Raw genomic sequence first — 17,229 nt, 5'->3', positions numbered from 1 at the left:
CCATCAGCGCGGGCAGGCTTAGCTTCCGGGTTCGGAATGGGACCGGGCGTTTCCCTGCCGCTATCAACCACCGACACACTTATAGGGCCAATGTTTGGCGTTCGACTACCTGTTGTGTACAGGGGTGGTGTGTCAGATACCGGAAAGTGGACGCGACAGTCACTGTTACATTCAGTGTTTGCTTGTTGTGTTGTTGTTTGTGTTGGTGGATTAGTACCAGTCACCTCATCACATTGCTGTGTTTCCAGTTCTGGCCTATCAACCCCATAGTCTATAGGGCACCTAATAATGAAACCTCATCTTAAAACAGGCTTCCCGCTTAGATGCTTTCAGCGGTTATCCCTTCCGTACGTAGCCAACCAGCGATGCTCCTGGCGGAACAACTGGCACACTAGAGGTACGTCCGTCCCGGTCCTCTCGTACTAGGGACAGCCTTCTTCAAGTTTCAACGCGCGCGGCGGATAGAGACCGAACTGTCTCACGACGTTCTGAACCCAGCTCGCGTGCCGCTTTAATGGGCGAACAGCCCAACCCTTGGGACCTACTCCAGCCCCAGGATGCGACGAGCCGACATCGAGGTGCCAAACCATCCCGTCGATATGGACTCTTGGGGAAGATCAGCCTGTTATCCCCGGGGTACCTTTTATCCGTTGAGCGACACCACATCCACAAGTAGGTGCCGGATCACTAGTCCCGACTTTCGTCCCTGCTCGACTTGTAAGTCTCGCAGTCAAGCTCCCTTGTGCACTTACACTCTAAACACCTGATTGCCAACCAGGCTGAGGGAACCTTTGGGCGCCTCCGTTACATTTTGGGAGGCAACCGCCCCAGTTAAACTACCCACCAGGCACTGTCCCCAACCCAGATCATGGGCCAAGGTTCAGGTATCCACTACGGTCAGAGTGGTATTTCAACAACGACTCCACAACCACTGGCGTGGCCATATCAACGTCTCCCACCTATCCTACACAAACCGCACCGAACACCAATACCAAGCTGTAGTGAAGGTCCCGGGGTCTTTTCGTCCTGCCGCGCGAAACGAGCATCTTTACTCGTACTGCAATTTCACCGGGCCTGTGGTTGAGACAGCAGGGGAGTCGTTACGCCATTCGTGCAGGTCGGAACTTACCCGACAAGGAATTTCGCTACCTTAGGATGGTTATAGTTACCACCGCCGTTTACTGGGGCTTAAATTCTCCGCTTCGACCCAAAAGGGTCTAACAGGTCCTCTTAACCTTCCAGCACCGGGCAGGCGTCAGTCCGTATACATCAACTTAACCGTCTTCGCACGGACCTGTGTTTTTGATAAACAGTCGCTCCCCTCTCTTCTCTGCGACCCACACCAGCACACTAACCGCATGTGTTAGCTACCGGTTTGGGTCCCCCTTCTCCCGAAGTTACGGGGGCATTTTGCCGAGTTCCTTAACCACAGTTCACCCGCTCGCCTTAGTATGCTCTACCTGACTACCTGTGTCGGTTTCGGGTACGGGCCGTCTACACACATCGCTAGAGGCTTTTCTCGGCAGCACAGGATCACCACCATCACCCATATATGGGCTACGCATCACGCCTTGCACATATAACAACCGGATTTGCCATGTTGTCGTGCTGCACGCTTGCACCAGAATCCAATAACTGGCGTGGCTACCACTCTGCGTCACCCCATCACTTACCTACAACAAATCAGGCCCCACGCATCACCACCAACCACACACCACAAGGGTGCGTAAATCAGTAGCTTTGGGTGGTTAGTATCATTGCTTCAGCATTGGTCGCGTGTAGGCGGGTACGGGAATATCAACCCGTTGACCATCGACTACGCCTGTCGGCCTCGCCTTAGGACCCGACTCACCCTGGGAAGACGAACTTGACCCAGGAACCCATCGTCATTCGGCGGATACGATTCTCACGTATCATTCGTTACTCATGCCTGCATTCTCACTCGCGTGCAGTCCACACCCCCTTACGGTAATGCTTCACCCCACACACGACGCTCCCCTACCCATAGTAAAAACTATGCCGCGGCTTCGGCGGTGTACTTGAGCCCCACTGAATTGTCGGCGCGGAACCACTCGACCAGTGAGCTATTACGCACTCTTTCAAGGGTGGCTGCTTCTAAGCCAACCTCCTGGCTGTCTTCGCGATCCTACATCCTTTTCCACTTAGTACACCCTTAGGGGCCTTAACCGGCGATCTGGGCTGTTTCCCTCTCGACTATGAAGCTTATCCCCCACAGTCTCACTGCTATACACCACTTAAACCGGCATTCGGAGTTTGGCTGACATTGCTAAGATGATAGTCCCGCTCAACCAACCAGTAGCTCTACCTCCAGCAAGCTTGTATAACGCTGCACCTAAATGCATTTCGGGGAGAACCAGCTATCACGGAGTTTGATTGGCCTTTCACCCCTACCCACAGCTCATCCCCTCAGTTTTCAACCTAAGTGGGTTCGCGCCTCCACAACCTCTTACAGCTGCTTCACACTGGCCATGGGTAGATCACCCCGCTTCGGGTCCAGGACATGCCACTAACAACACCCATTTCGGATTCGCTTTCGCTACGACTACCCCACAGACTGGGTTAACCTCGCGACATGCCGCTGACTCGCAGGCTCATTCTTCAAAAGGCACGCCATCACACACATTGAGGTGCTCTGACGGATTGTAAGCGCACGGTTTCAGGAACTCTTTCACTCCCCTCCCGGGGTACTTTTCACCATTCCCTCACGGTACTATCCACTATCGGTCACACTGAGTATTTAGGCTTACCGGGTGGTCCCGGCAGATTCACAGCAGATTTCACGGGCCCGCTGCTACTCGGGGAAAAACACATACACCCAACGCAGCTATGTCTTCGCGTACAGGACTCATCACCTTCTCCGGTGCACCATCCCAGGCGCTTCCGCTGACACAACCACATCAAGCAAGTCACTAGCAGATAACTTACGATGCGCCCCACAACCCCACATGCGCAACCCCTGCCAGGTATCACACACACATGGTTTAGCCTCATCCGCGTTCGCTCGCCACTACTAACGGAATCACAATTGTTTTCTTCTCCTGCGGGTACTGAGATGTTTCACTTCCCCGCGTTCACCCCCATACAGGCTATAGATTCACCTGCAGGTAACACCACATAACTGGTGCCAGGTTTCCCCATTCGGACATCCTCGGATCAACGCTTAGTTGGCAACTCCCCGAGGCTTAACGCAGCCTCACACGTCCTTCATCGGCTCAGCATGCCAAGGCATCCACCGTACGCCCTTGACCACAAACAACGATTCACATACTAAAGAACAAACAAAAAACAGAAAAAACAGAAAAACAAACACACACCCAAACACCAACCCACAAAGGCCAGCATCCAGATGCATGATGCTCGCGTCCACTCTCCAGTTCTCACACACCACACCCACACACCAACACACCACCCAAACCAGGTGACACATCAGCATGAGGCAGTCAGGAACACACACATTCGTGTTGCCCCAGACACCCAACAGCATGCCAACACATACAAACGCTTGTAGAAAATGATTACTGTGCGATACCCCGATATTGCGTTCCACACCACCTTCTGGTGTGGGGTATGCATCCACCCGGATTCTTTTTAAAAACAAACAGTGGCAGTCACACACTCGGCGACATCAACCACCAACACCCACAACTGTGGGTTAAACATAAAGCTCCTTAGAAAGGAGGTGATCCAGCCGCACCTTCCGGTACGGCTACCTTGTTACGACTTCGTCCCAATCGCCGATCCCACCTTCGACAGCTCCTTTTGACAGGCCACTGGCTTCGGGTGTTACCAACTTTCATGACGTGACGGGCGGTGTGTACAAGGCCCGGGAACGTATTCACCGCAGCGTTGCTGATCTGCGATTACTAGCGACTCCGACTTCATGGGGTCGAGTTGCAGACCCCAATCCGAACTAAGGCCGGCTTTCAGCGATTCGCGTCCCCTCACGAGGTAGCTGCGCGTTGTACCGACCATTGTAGCATGTGTGAAGCCCTGGACATAAGGGGCATGATGATTTGACGTCATCCCCACCTTCCTCCGAGTTAACCCCGGCAGTTTCTCATAAGTCCCCACCATCACGTGCTGGCAACATAAGACAAGGGTTGCGCTCGTTGCGGGACTTAACCCAACATCTCACGACACGAGCTGACGACAACCATGCACCACCTGTACACCAGCCACAAGGGAAACTACATCTCTGCAGCGATCCGGTGTATGTCAAGCCCAGGTAAGGTTCTTCGCGTTGCATCGAATTAATCCACATGCTCCGCCGCTTGTGCGGGCCCCCGTCAATTCCTTTGAGTTTTAGCCTTGCGGCCGTACTCCCCAGGCGGGGCGCTTAATGCGTTAGCTACGGCACGAACCCCGTGGAAGGGACTCACACCTAGCGCCCACCGTTTACGGCATGGACTACCAGGGTATCTAATCCTGTTCGCTCCCCATGCTTTCGCTCCTCAGCGTCAGTTACTGCCCAGAGACCTGCCTTCGCCATCGGTGTTCCTCCTGATATCTGCGCATTTCACCGCTACACCAGGAATTCCAGTCTCCCCTACAGCACTCAAGTTATGCCCGTATCGCCTGCAGTCCCACAGTTAAGCCGTGGACTTCCACAAACGACGCGACAAACCACCTACGAGCTCTTTACGCCCAGTAATTCCGGACAACGCTCGCACCCTACGTATTACCGCGGCTGCTGGCACGTAGTTAGCCGGTGCTTCTTCTCCAAATACCGTCAAAATTCGTCTTTGGCGAAAGGAGTTTACAACCCGAAGGCCGTCATCCCCCACGCGGCGTCGCTGCATCAGGCTTCCGCCCATTGTGCAATATTCCCCACTGCTGCCTCCCGTAGGAGTCTGGGCCGTATCTCAGTCCCAATGTGGCCGTACACCCTCTCAGGCCGGCTACCCGTCGACGCCTTGGTAGGCCATTACCCCACCAACAAGCTGATAGGCCGCGAGCTCATCCCACACCGAAAAAACTTTCCACCACAACACCTACGAAGTGGTCCTATCCGGTATTAGACCCAGTTTCCCAGGCTTATCCCGAAGTGCAGGGCAGATCACCCACGTGTTACTCACCCGTTCGCCACTCGAGTACCCAAGCAAGCTTGGGCCTTTCCGTTCGACTTGCATGTGTTAAGCACGCCGCCAGCGTTCATCCTGAGCCAGGATCAAACTCTCCACAAAAACGTTTCAGCAGAAACAGGCCGTGAAAAGCCCAATACCTAACCAAAAACAAACCAACCAACACAACACACCAAAAAGCATGCAATGTCAGCCTGGCTTAAAAAATCCTTGAATTACTTTACGTTCCTTGGCCATCCGACGAGGAAAAACACCAAGAAACAACATTTTCAGCAAAACATCACCATGTGACGCACCGAAACAGACAATGCCACCATCCAAGATTCATGACACCACCAACCGGCACACACCACAACACGTGGCACACACAACAACATTCCACAAACAAAATGCATTGGCACACTATCGAGTTCTCAAACAACACACGCACACCCATCAACCCACCACAACAGTGAGCATCAAAAGAAGCGGAGTCCCAGCGATCGTTTTCCTGCCCGCCACACAAACCAGAGAAACTCTTTCAGCTCTCCAGCGGGGCGTTGTCGGTCTCGCTGACTGGAACTAAGTTACACACACCCACAACACAACACAAATCCGCAGGTAAACCGACATAAACGCAACGCTATAAGTAACGCTATAACGCGTGCTTACTGTCGCTTACGCGCTCAATCTTCGCCCCTAGGGCAGAAAGCTGCTCAACAAAGGACGGGTAACCACGGTCAATGTGATAGACGTCGTGCACCACGGTCTGGCCCTCTGCCACGAGGCCAGCCAGGACAAGGCCCGCACCTGCGCGGATGTCGGAAGACCACACGTCGGTAGAGCTCAAACGCTCCACGCCGCGGATGACTACGTGGTGGCCGTCCACGTTTGCGTCGGCACCAAGGCGCAACATTTCATCCACAAAGCGGAAGCGGGCTTCGAAGACGTTCTCGGTGATCACGGATACGCCGTCGGCAATAGCTGCAATCGCAATGGCCATGGGCTGCAAGTCTGTAGGAAACCCGGGGAACGGCAGGGTCTGATAATCCACTGCCTTTGGGCGCTGGTCCATGCGCACGCGGAAGCCGTTGTCATAGGTCTCCACATCCGCGCCGGCAAGCTTCAGCTTGGACAGCGCCAGGTGCAGGTGGCGCGGCGCAATCCCGGTTACCGTAATGTCGCCCTGCGTAATGGCCGCGGCATAGGCCCAGGTGCCTGCCACAATGCGGTCCCCCACCACGGTGTGCTCGATGGGTGCAAGCTTATCCACGCCACGTATCACCAACGTCGACGTGCCCGCCCCCTCAATCTGCGCACCCATTTCATTGAGCATCTCACACAGGTCCACAATCTCCGGCTCACGCGCTGCGTTATCCAGCACGGTCTCGCCCTTTGCCAAGACAGAGGCGGTGAGGATGTTTTCCGTTGCTCCAACAGACGGGAAGTCCAGACTGATCTTCGCGCCAACAAGCTCGCCGGCTTCCGCAACAACCGCGCCATGTTCAATGCGGGTGGTTGCACCCAGCTTTTCCAGGCCGGTCTGGTGCATGTCGAGTGGGCGCGAACCAATAGCGTCTCCACCCGGAAGCGCAACGCGCGCCTCGTGGCAGCGAGCAACAAGTGGGCCCAGTACTGCAACGGAGGCGCGGAACTGACGCACCGCGTCAAAGTCTGCGTTCGGGGAGATCTGCGCTGGGGTGGTGATGTGTACCGTTTGCCCGTCGATAAGAACCTCGCACCCCAAGCCCTCAAGGACCTGCGCCATCAGGGGCACATCCAGGATTTCCGGGCAGTTGTGCAGGGTTGTTGTGCCCTCTGCAAGCAGTGCTGCCGCCATGAGCTTCAGCACACTATTTTTGGCGCCGTCAACCTTGACAACGCCTTCGAGCCGAGTGCCGCCAGTGACTAAAAATCGTTCCTTCACGGCACTAAGCGTACCTACGGCAATGCGCCGATGCGGCGGGCGGCGTTGACCGCCTCATAGCGCGTGTGCGCGCCAAGCTTGCGCATCACGCTGCGCAGGTACGACTTCACGGTCTCCGGGCCAATGCCCATTTCTTCTGCAGCTTCAACGTTGGTATGCCCAAGTGCCACACAGGACAACACGTCCAGCTCACGTGCGGAAAGCTTGGTGGTCTGCTTGACACGAACCGGGGAAACCATCTGGTCACACAGCTGCTCAAGCTCTTTACGCAAGCCCTCATCATCAACGCGGTTGGCAAGCATGCGCAGCTTCGAGTGTGTGGCACGCACCTGCTCCCATTCCGCGCCGTTCATCACACGGCCTTGCTTGGTGGAGGCCTTACCACCGTCTTGACGACGCAACGCAGAGTTCACCGCCAAGTCCTGCTCAAGCGTGCGGGCAGTCAGGGTAACCTCTTCAATCACCTTGTCGCCCAAGCGCACGGTGGAGTGGACACCAACGTAGAGCACGCCGCGGATCTCGCGCTGGACGATCACAGGCACGGCCACAACAGAGTGCAGGCCTTCCTCCTGGATCTGCTTGTCATACTCGTGCGAGATGACGTTGGCACGCATGTAGTCAGACACGCCAACTGCACGACGGGTGGCAACGACGCGCCCGCCCACGCCAGCGCCTTGGTCAATGACCAGGTTCTGCAGCGCCGGAGTACGTAGGCCGATCCACTGCGTGATTTGCACGCGGTTGTCTGCAAGCAAAGTGCCGTACATTGCAACCGGAATTCCGGTGGCCGTCTTCAGTGCGGTCAGTGCGGCACGGATTGAGTCATCGTCGTCTTTGACCCGTTGGTCATCCACAGTCATGCGCATGATGATAACCCCTAAGCGGGGGTAGCCAAATTCCACCCCCTGGGAGCGAAGCGTTGGGCAGGTGGGAGGGCGTTGTGATGGGCGTCGTAAAGCAGACTGCTCTGTCTGGCGAATAAAAACTGGACGGTCTACTTTGGGGGTGTATACTTCCAACGAAGAAACGCTAAAGCAAGGAGAAAACCCATGGCAAAGATTGCAAACAACGTGCTTGAACTCATCGGCGGCACCCCGCTGGTTGAGCTCAACAGCATCACCGAAGCGCACGGTGCGAAGGCTCGCGTGCTGGCCAAGCTGGAGTTCTACAACCCGGCAAACTCGGTGAAAGACCGGATTGGCAAGGCCATCGTTGAGGCTGCCGAGGCTTCCGGCGAGCTCAAGCCGGGCGGCACCATCGTTGAGGCAACCTCCGGCAACACCGGTATCGCACTCGCGCTGGCAGGTGCGGCAAAGGGCTACAAGGTTGTCCTGACCATGCCGGAAACCATGTCCACGGAGCGTCGCGTGCTGCTGCGTGCATACGGCGCAGAAATCGTGCTCACCCCGGGCGCTGCCGGCATGAAGGGTGCCGTGGAGAAGGCCAACGAGATTGTGGCGGAGCGCGACAACGCCATCCTGGCTCGCCAGTTTGAAAACGAGGCGAACCCGCTGATCCACTACAACACCACCGGCCCGGAGATCTGGAGCGACACCGACGGTGAAGTTGACATCATCGTTGCAGGTGTAGGCACCGGCGGCACCATCTCCGGTAGCGCAAAGTACCTGAAGGAGCAGAAGGCGAACGTCAAGGCTGTGGCAGTTGAGCCGGCCGCTTCCCCACTGCTGTCCAAGGGCGAGGCTGGCCCGCACAAGATCCAGGGCCTGGGCGCAAACTTTGTGCCGGGCACGCTGGATCGTGGCGTGGTAGATGAGATCATCGCCGTGACCAACGAGGACGCCGTTGCCACCTCTCGCGAGCTGGCAGTGAAGGACGCTGTGCTCGGCGGCATCTCCGCAGGCGCAAACGTGAAGGCAGCCCTTGAGCTGGCCGCGCGCGAGGAGAACGTCGGCAAGACCATCGTTGTGATCATCCCGGACTTCGGCGAGCGCTACGTCTCCACTGTCCTGTACGAGGACATCCGCGACTAGGAGCTTTTCGCTTGACGACGTTGAACGCCCCCGCCTCCCATGAATCCAACACCACGGGACGCGGGGGTTACGCATGTAAGCTGCCTTCTATGCTGTTGAAGATCATCGCGACTGTCCGTGAGGATTTGGCGAATGCCCGGGACCACGACCCCGCGGCACGAGGCGACGTAGAGAACGCAATTGTGTACTCCGGCCTGCACGCAATCTGGGTGCACCGCCTCTGTCACGCGATGTGGAAACGCGGCTGGAAAGCGCCCGCCAGGATTCTGTCGCAGGCAAACCGATTCTTCACCGGTATTGAGATCCACCCCGGCGCCACCATTGGCAGGCGGTTTTTCATCGACCACGGGATGGGCATTGTGATTGGCGAAACCGCCGAGATCGGCGACGGCGTGATGCTCTACCACGGCGTCACCCTCGGCGGCCAAGTGCTCACACAGACGAAGCGCCACCCGACGATTTGTGACAACGTGACGATCGGCGCCGGCGCCAAAGTGCTCGGCCCCGTCGTTATTGGTGAAGGCTCCGCTGTAGGCGCGAACGCCGTAGTAACCAAGGACGTGCCGCCGCACTCCATCGCTGTGGGCATCCCCGCGAAGATCCGCCCCAAGAACCCGGGCGAGAAAACCCACTTGGTTGACCCGGACTGCTACGTGGACCCGGGGCACTACACGATCTAGCCGTGCTTGCGCTGGTCTAGGCGCTGGTCTAGGCAGTGCTGGTCTAGGCAGTGCTGGTTTAGGCAGTGCTGGTTTAGGCCAGCGCTGGTTTAGGCCAGCAGGTCTTGATAGTCCGCGTTCTGGTCGATGAACTTCGCCACCGCGGAGCACGCTGGGTCGACCTTCATGCCATCCGCACGCGCTTGATCGAGCGCGTACTGAATCAGCGGGCGTGAGAGCCCCTGGCCGCGGAATTTGGGATCTACCACCGTGTGCGGCAGCACTCGCACATCGCCGCGGTCTACGTAGCTTGCAAAGCCGGCGACCTCATCACCGATGGTGAGCTCGTACTGGCCCGCGGCTTCGTTCTTGGAAAGCTGGTAGTCGTTGTTAGCCATAGTCACACCCTACAGACAAAACGAATACACCCCTCCCCGCGGTATCGCTACCAGCAAGGAGGGGTGTATTTGAGATGTGGCCAGAGCCAGGATCGAACTGGCGACCCCACACTTTTCAGGCGTGTGCTCTACCAACTGAGCTATCTGGCCAGAACTACTCGTTTCCCAAGCAATTCAGCGACCCTGACGGGACTTGAACCCGCGACCTCCGCCGTGACAGGGCGGCGCGCTAACCAACTGCGCCACAGGGCCTTATTTATTTGTTTCTGTGCTGTTGCACGAGTTGATACCTTACACAGACTACGCGACAAGCCACAAATCAGCAGGTAGTTATATGTTTTTAGTGGTTTTGCTTGCCGATAGTGTGCGGACATGTAGCCGCCACAGCGTCGAATACGGCACCCAGGCCCATATCTACGTACGCAAAGCGCCCCGAGGAAAACCTCGGGGCGATATGGCGACCCTGACGGGACTTGAACCCGCGACCTCCGCCGTGACAGGGCGGCGCGCTAACCAACTGCGCCACAGGGCCGTACCCCCAACGGGATTCGAACCCGTGTTGCCGCCGTGAAAGGGCGGAGTCCTAGGCCTCTAGACGATGGGGGCGCTGAAAAGACAGCCCGCTCATCATAAATCACCTCATGGATACAAAACAAACGAGCAGCTAGAGCACGTTATCCAACTACCGGCGCGTAGCGCGCACGATCATCATTGGAATCCACCACCTGTGCGCCAAACGGGAAGCACGTGACGGGGATCAGCTTCAGGTTTGCCCACGCCAGCGGCAGGCCAATAATGGTGACAGCCTGCGCCGCGGCGGTAACAATATGCCCAATAGACAGCCAAAGCCCCGCCACAATGAACCAGATGACATTGCCTAACATCCCGAGGGCGCCGACGTTGCCTTGGATCACCTCTCGCCCGAACGGCCAAATCACGTAGCCCGCGATGCGGAACGACGCCAGGCCGAACGGAATAGTCACAATGAGCAGACATGCCACAATGCCCGCCAGAATATAGCCGATAAACAGCCAGATACCGGCAGTAAACAGCCAAATTACGTTCAGGATAAATCGCAGTAGACCCATGTGGGAAGTATAGGCCTTCGAGGCGCTACCCCGACAGGATCAGCAGACTTGCGGCCATGACTGCCATGCCCGCAACCGTGCCGTACATCGCGGCGTGATGCTTGCCGGTGGCAATCGCCGTGGGCAGCAGTTTGTCCAGACTGACAAAGACCATGATGCCCGCAATCGCAGCAAACGTAATCCCTAGCGTTTTCGGGCCCAGGTAAGGCTGCAGCAGCAGGAAACCAATCAAGGCACCAAGCGGTTCCGCCAGACCGGAGAGCGTGGCCCAGCCGAAGGCTTTCCAACGCGAACCGGTCGCCTCACGCATCGGCACCGCTACCGCCACACCTTCTGGAATGTTGTGGATCGCAATAGCGATTGCCAATGGCGCCGCTAGCGCAGGATCTGACAGTGCTACTGCAAAGGTGGCAAATCCTTCCGGGAAATTGTGGATGGCAATGGCAGCCGCCGCCACAAGGCCAACGTTTCGCATTCGCGCCCGCGAAATCCCGCCGACGCTCAGGTGGTGGGGCTCTTCGTGAGGGTTGATTTCTTCGGGCTTGCAGCGGTCTATAAGCGCAATCAACGCAAGCCCGCCGAAAAACGCAATGACACCCCAAAGCTCAGCACGAGCATTTCCGGCCCCTTCAAGCCCAGCGATGCCTTCTGGGAGCAGTTCTACAAAGGAGATGTAGATCATGACACCGGCAGAAAAAGCCCAACGCGGAAGCAAGGAACGCCGCTCCTGGGGCACGCTTGAGCACCACTACAAGGCCGCCCAGGCCGGTAGCAAGCCCGGCCAGCAGCGAGATACCAAGCGCAAGCAGAACTGCGCTGGAGGATGGGGTTAAGCGACAAAATGTGTGCTTTTTTGGATATGGATTCCCGGTCCTGCCTGGGCCTACGGCGGGAGAGTGCTCGTTGAATCGGGATTCCCGACCATAGACCGGAAGGTCCACCACTTCAGGCGTTGGATGTGCTACGACAGCAAGCTGTTAAACCAGCTGCATGCCAACTCAACACAGGAAGAGAAAACACAACAGGCCCCTATGCCCGGCATGCGAGCACACCGCCACGAAAATGGGCACCACCTCCAGCGGAAAACAGCGATGGCGCTGTACACACTGCGGGCACACCTTCACCAACCCGAACACGGCTAAGACCAGCGCATATCGGTTTGCCATCTTCATCGACTGGATCACCGGCCAGCGTCCCCTCGACGCTGTGGCTGCTGCACACAACGTCTCCAGGCGCACACTCATCCGCTGGTTCACCTACTTCTGGTTCATCATCGTCCCATGCAAACCAGACCCGTACCGCGTCTACGACCAGCTGTTTATTGACGGCACCTACTTCCACAAAAAATGCCTGCTTGTCGCTGCAACCAGCGAACACGTCGTTGCCTGGCACTGGTGTACACGAGAAACCGCCTACGACTACGCCAAACTCTTCGACCTGATCGCCGAACCCCTAGTCGTGACCACAGACGGCTCCGGTGGCGCAAACAAGGCCATCAAACAATGCTGGCCAAACGCCTCCATCCAACGCTGCCTCGTCCACGTACGCCGCGACACCATCAAAGACACCACACGCCAACCAACAATCACCGCGCACAAAGCACTCCTTCGCCTCGGCAACCAGCTAACCCACATCACCACCCGTGACCAGGCAATTACCTGGGTACTTCGCCTCAACCGCTTCCATGACCTCTACGGTGACTGGCTCAAAGACCGCACCTACCGCAACCAAGTCGCCCCAGAAGAGATCCCAAAACGCATCCGCGACAACCAGCAATGGTGGTACACCCACCCCAGAGCCCGCAGAGCCTACCGCCGGTTCGAGCGTCTCTACCAACAAGGCCACCTCTTCGTCTGGCTCAACCCACCACACCGCACCACAACCGAGCTAAAGACCACCACAAACAGCCTGGAAGGCGGCATAAACGCACAACTGAAACACCTTGCCCGAGCCCACCGCGGCACATTTGACGAACACCAACGAATCATCATGGACTGGTGGCTCTACCTGCACACCCAACACCACGATGACCCGCTGGCGCTAGCAATCGAGCAAGACTTCGGCCGCAAAGGCTACGCACACGCCCGCCAGGCACACATGCGTGAACGCGACCAAGCCAACTCACCCGACGGCCGGCCGAAAGTCTACGACACCGGCATCGACACCGACTTCAACCCCTCCTGGGCCATCCGACACGGCTGGGCAGGACGAACATAACCGCAGCACAGCACCCCGGGCCCGGCCCATTCCAACCCCCGAAAAGCACACATTTTGTCACTTAAATCGACACGCCGAGAAAAGCACACATTTTGTCGCTTAACCCGGAGGATGCATCAATGCCCATGCGAAAAACCTAGCAAAGCAAAAGCCCCGAGCACACGACAAACCCCCAGGTACGCAAAATGCCCCGGCGTTAACCGGGGCATCACGGTGGGCCCTGCGGGGCTCGAACCCGCGACCTGCGGATTAAAAGTCCGTAGCTCTACCAGCTGAGCTAAAGGCCCGACGCGGATATCCTAGCGCCCCGCCGACGCATGCCGGTAATCGGGGCGCGGACTACCCGCGGATGATGCGAGTCAGGAACGCAGTCCTACTTCAGCATCGTGCCCGTCTCTTCAATGCGGGTGTGGAAGTCGAAAGCGTGGCGCAGGTCGTGCGGCGTTGCCTGGTACTTGCACTTGGATGCCAGCTCGATGTACTCCTCCAGCAGCGGACGGTAGGTCGGGTGCGCAATCGAGATCATCTTTGCCACGCGGTCACGCGGTGCCAGGCCACGCAGGTCGGCCACACCGTACTCGGTGATGAACACCATTGCGTCGTGCTCCGTGTGGTCCACGTGGGAGACCATCGGCACGATTGCAGAAATCGCGCCGTCCTTAGCCACAGACGGGGAGATGAACGAGGAGATGTAGGCGTTACGGGTGAAGTCACCGGAGCCGCCCAGCGCGTTCATCAGACGGGAGCCGTTGATGTGGGTGGAGTTGGCGTTGCCGTAGATGTCCGCCTCGATCATGCCGTTAGACGCGATCAGGCCCGTGCGGCGGATGACCTCCGGGTGGTTGGAGATGGACTGCGGGCGCAGGATGATGGACTCGCGGTAGCGCGACGCCTCATTGTTCATCTTCTCTGCGTATTCCGGCGACAGGGAGAACGACGTTGCGGAGGCAACGGTCATCTTGCCTGCGTCAATCAGGTCAACCATGCCGTCCTGGATGACCTCGGTGTATGCCTGGATGTTCTCAAACTTGGAGTCCATCAGGCCCGCCATCACGGCGTTCGGGACGTTGCCCACGCCGGACTGCATCACGTAGCCGTCGTAAGTAAGGCGGCCAGCCTTCACCTCGTTCTCCAGGAAGTCGAGGAAGTTGCCAGCGATCTGCTCGGAAACCTCATCCGGCGCCTTGAACGGGGCGTTGCGGTCCGGGTCATTGGTCTCAATGACGGCAACAACCTTCTCCGGATCAATCTCAATGTAGGTGGTACCGATACGGTCACCAGCCTTCACAATCGGGATCGGAATACGGTTCGGCAGCGCCGGCACGGTCCAGATGTCGTGCATGCCCTCAAGTTCCTCGGACTGCCAGGAGTTGACCTCAATGATGATCTTCTTGGCGGCGTTGAGGAACTCAACGGAGTTACCCACGGAGGAAGACGGGACAATGTTGCCCTCTTCAGTAATGCGGACGGCCTCAACAATTGCCAGGTCAACCTTACCGAAGAAGCCCTGCTCCACCATCATGCCGGAGTGGGACAGGTGAATGTCCTGGAACTTCATCTCGCCAGCGTTGATCTTGTTACGCATCTGCGGATCAGACTGATACGGCATGCGGTAGCGCAGCGCGTTTGCCTCAGCCAGCACGCCGTCGCACTCCGGCGCCGTGGAAGCACCGGTGTACAGGTCAATTGAGAAGTCCTGGCCCTTAGCGTGTGCTGCCTTAGCCTTCTCTGCGATTGCTGCCGGCATGGCCTTGGGGTAGCCAGCGCCGGTAAAGCCGGAGGTACCAACCTTGTCGCCGTGGTTGACAAACTGAACTGCCTCTTCGGCAGTCATGACCTTGTCACGCAGTTTTGCATAGGCGATGCGATCGCTCATGTGATCCCTCTCTCTTCATAAGTACCGGTTATTCACCCCGGCGCGGTGCCGGAAATAACCGATTAGTTACAGTGCGTCCCTATTGTGACCTATAACGCACCGGACGAACGTCGAAAAGCAAAAAGCCCTACCCCCGAAAGTGTGAGTCATGGGAAAATGGGCAGCTATGCGTATAGGGGAAATTGAGACAAACTCCCCCGTCATCCTTGCTCCGATGGCGGGGGTGACAAACATGCCGTTTCGCGTGTTGTGCCGCGAAATTGAGCAGGAGCTCACCGGCACAGCATCCGGACTCTACGTCTGTGAGATGATCACCGCGCGCGCAATGGTGGAACGCAACGAAAAGACGATGCACATGACCACCTTCGCCGACGTGGAGCGCCCTCGCTCCATGCAGCTATACACCGTGGACCCGAAATACACGTACGAAGCGGTGCGGATGATTGTGGACGAAGATATTGCAGACCACATTGACATGAACTTCGGCTGCCCGGTGCCCAAGGTGACTCGGCGTGGCGGTGGGTCGGCAATCCCATACAAGCGCAGGCTGTACGGCAACATCGTGCGCGCAGCGGTTTCAGCAACGGAAGGCACCGATATCCCAGTGACGGTGAAATTCCGCATCGGGATTGATGATGACCACCACACGCACCTCGATGCCGGCCGTATCGCCGCCGAGGAGGGCGCTGCGGCTGTTGCGCTGCACGCACGCACCGCGGCCCAACGCTACTCCGGCAACGCACAGTGGGATGAGATTGCGCGCCTGGTGGAGCATATGGACGGCACCGACGTGCCGGTGATTGGCAACGGCGACATTTTCGCCGCTGAAGACGCAGCGCGCATGATGTCGCAGACCGGCTGCCACGGTGTGGAAGTTGGTCGCGGCTGCTTGGGTCGGCCCTGGTTGTTTGCACAGCTTGGCGCCCAGCTACGCGGTGAGGACGTGCCGCCGGAGCCCACGCTGGGACAAGTAGCACGCATTATTTACCGCCACGCAGAACTGCTTGCCCAGCACGATGGTGAGGACCACGCGTGCCGCGACATTCGCAAGCACACCGGCTGGTACCTGCGCGGTTTCCCGGTGGGCGGAGAGTTTCGTAAGCAGCTTGCACAAGTCACGTCGCTGGCACAGCTTCAGGCGCTGCTGGACACGATTGCTGATTCCACAGAGCTAGCCGACAATGCTGATGATGCGCGCGGCCGCCAGGGCTCGCCCTCAAAGGTCGCGTTGCCTGAGGGGTGGTTGGATGATCCGGAAGATGAGACAGTTCCGGAAGGAGCGGAGATAGAAAACAATGGTGGATAGCACAGGCTTCGGGCGTGACCCGGTGCCGCTGCGCTTGGTGTACCGCGATGAACTGCGCAACTACACCGAGGACATGGTCGCGATGGCCAAGCTTGCTCGGGAGAGCATGCGCCACGCCTCGCAGGCCTTGGCGGATCAGGATCTTGAGGCTGCCGAAGGCGCGATGACGGAGTCCGATGCGCTGGGGGATATCCACCGCAGGTGCGAAGACCGCGCGTTGCAGCTCCTTGCGCGTGAAACCCCGGTGGCTACGGAGCTGCGCCAGGTGCTTGCGTACATCCAAGTTGGCCAGGATCTGATGCGCATGAGTTCGCTGGCCAAATCTGTGTCCAAAATCGCGCGCCAGTACCACCCCTCCCCCACACTGCCCGCAGAAATAGTTCCGCTGGTGATGGATATGGCCCAGGCCGCCGACACCATGGCCGAGCGGGTCTGCGCCATGATTACGGATGGCACACAGGAGCTTTCGCTTGACGACGCTGACGATGTCATCGACACCATCTCCGCCGAACTCACCGACGCCGCAAAAAGCGAAGCGTGGCAGTACACAAACTGCCACGCTGTTGATACCGCGCTGATCTCTCGCTTCTACGAGCGTTTCGCTGACCACTGTGTCAGCATCGCCCGCCAACTGACGTTCATCGCCACCGCCGAGCGGTAGCTAGGGGTAAAACCCTAGCTACGCA

Annotated in this window: 10 protein-coding genes, 5 tRNA genes, 2 rRNA genes, 1 pseudogene and 1 other annotated feature; of the genes and pseudogenes, 5 read left to right on the top strand and 13 right to left on the bottom strand. The window is 57.8% G+C overall.

Features of this window, described 5'->3' with window-relative positions; all coding sequences use genetic code 11:
* Positions 1-75 (bottom strand) — a sequence feature (5S ribosomal RNA rRNA prediction is too short).
* A 116-nt stretch (positions 76-191) separates the two neighbouring features.
* The 4 genes from AK829_RS12050 to ramA form a co-directional block, all read right to left on the bottom strand.
* Positions 192-3,277: ribosomal RNA gene (locus AK829_RS12050) — 23S ribosomal RNA — on the bottom strand.
* A 416-nt stretch (positions 3,278-3,693) separates the two neighbouring features.
* A 16S ribosomal RNA gene (locus tag AK829_RS12045) occupies positions 3,694-5,204 on the bottom strand.
* The 16S and 23S rRNA genes sit together here, the layout of an rRNA operon.
* A 532-nt stretch (positions 5,205-5,736) precedes the next feature.
* Positions 5,737-7,008, bottom strand: coding sequence for a UDP-N-acetylglucosamine 1-carboxyvinyltransferase (murA, locus tag AK829_RS12040; RefSeq protein ID WP_052206248.1), 1,272 nt, complete (start codon positions 7,006-7,008; stop codon positions 5,737-5,739).
* Between the two features lie 14 nt (positions 7,009-7,022).
* Positions 7,023-7,868 (bottom strand): acetate metabolism transcriptional regulator RamA, encoded by an 846-nt coding sequence (ramA, locus tag AK829_RS12035; protein WP_371441059.1) that lies wholly within the window; start codon positions 7,866-7,868, stop codon positions 7,023-7,025.
* Positions 7,869-8,057: 189 nt separating this feature from the next.
* Between ramA and cysK the strand changes: the two genes are divergently transcribed.
* Both cysK and epsC read left to right on the top strand, forming a co-directional pair.
* Positions 8,058-8,999 carry a cysteine synthase A gene (gene cysK, locus AK829_RS12030; protein WP_052206245.1) on the top strand — a complete coding sequence of 314 codons (942 nt, stop codon included), beginning with the start codon at positions 8,058-8,060 and terminating at the stop codon, positions 8,997-8,999.
* A gap of 89 nt (positions 9,000-9,088) precedes the next feature.
* A complete protein-coding gene (epsC, locus tag AK829_RS12025; protein ID WP_052206242.1) occupies positions 9,089-9,679 on the top strand; it encodes a serine O-acetyltransferase EpsC in 591 nt (196 codons plus the stop codon).
* A gap of 89 nt (positions 9,680-9,768) precedes the next feature.
* On the opposite strand, the gene AK829_RS12020 is transcribed toward epsC, so the two are convergent.
* The 7 genes and pseudogenes from AK829_RS12020 to zupT all read right to left on the bottom strand — a co-directional run bounded on the left by AK829_RS12020 (position 9,769) and on the right by zupT (position 11,953).
* Positions 9,769-10,056 carry a GNAT family N-acetyltransferase gene (locus AK829_RS12020; protein WP_052206240.1) on the bottom strand — a complete coding sequence of 96 codons (288 nt, stop codon included), beginning with the start codon at positions 10,054-10,056 and terminating at the stop codon, positions 9,769-9,771.
* Between the two features lie 77 nt (positions 10,057-10,133).
* Positions 10,134-10,206: transfer RNA gene (locus AK829_RS12015), tRNA-Phe, on the bottom strand.
* 28 nt (positions 10,207-10,234) lie between these two features.
* Positions 10,235-10,308 (bottom strand) — tRNA-Asp (locus tag AK829_RS12010).
* Positions 10,309-10,511: 203 nt separating this feature from the next.
* Positions 10,512-10,588: transfer RNA gene (locus tag AK829_RS12005), tRNA-Asp, on the bottom strand.
* 1 nt (position 10,589) lies between these two features.
* Positions 10,590-10,662, bottom strand: a tRNA-Glu gene (locus AK829_RS12000).
* Between the two features lie 68 nt (positions 10,663-10,730).
* Positions 10,731-11,144: a YccF domain-containing protein gene (locus tag AK829_RS11995; protein ID WP_052206238.1), complete on the bottom strand. Its 414-nt coding sequence runs from the start codon at positions 11,142-11,144 to the stop codon at positions 10,731-10,733.
* Positions 11,145-11,169: 25 nt separating this feature from the next.
* Positions 11,170-11,953: pseudogene (zupT, locus tag AK829_RS11990) on the bottom strand (zinc transporter ZupT).
* Between the two features lie 181 nt (positions 11,954-12,134).
* On the opposite strand from zupT, the gene AK829_RS11985 reads away from it, so the two are divergent.
* Positions 12,135-13,361 (top strand): IS1249 family transposase, encoded by a 1,227-nt coding sequence (locus AK829_RS11985; RefSeq protein ID WP_083439869.1) that lies wholly within the window; start codon positions 12,135-12,137, stop codon positions 13,359-13,361.
* Positions 13,362-13,575: 214 nt separating this feature from the next.
* On the opposite strand, the gene AK829_RS11980 is transcribed toward AK829_RS11985, so the two are convergent.
* A tRNA-Lys gene (locus AK829_RS11980) sits at positions 13,576-13,648 on the bottom strand.
* An 86-nt stretch (positions 13,649-13,734) separates the two neighbouring features.
* Entirely contained in the window at positions 13,735-15,237 is a 1,503-nt protein-coding gene (locus tag AK829_RS11975) for an acetyl-CoA hydrolase/transferase family protein (protein ID WP_052206236.1), read from the bottom strand.
* A gap of 166 nt (positions 15,238-15,403) precedes the next feature.
* Between AK829_RS11975 and dusB the strand changes: the two genes are divergently transcribed.
* Positions 15,404-16,543, top strand: a complete 1,140-nt coding sequence (gene dusB, locus AK829_RS11970; RefSeq protein ID WP_083439868.1) for a tRNA dihydrouridine synthase DusB — start codon at positions 15,404-15,406, stop codon at positions 16,541-16,543.
* Positions 16,533-17,204 (top strand): phosphate signaling complex PhoU family protein, encoded by a 672-nt coding sequence (locus AK829_RS11965; protein ID WP_052206232.1) that lies wholly within the window; start codon positions 16,533-16,535, stop codon positions 17,202-17,204. Before dusB ends, AK829_RS11965 begins: the two co-directional genes overlap by 11 nt.
* Positions 17,205-17,229 lie beyond the last annotated feature (25 nt).

It is taken from the genome of Corynebacterium riegelii (assembly GCF_001263755.1).
GTDB classification, from domain to species: domain Bacteria; phylum Actinomycetota; class Actinomycetes; order Mycobacteriales; family Mycobacteriaceae; genus Corynebacterium; species Corynebacterium riegelii.
This window is presented reverse-complemented; position numbering and strand designations above follow the sequence as displayed.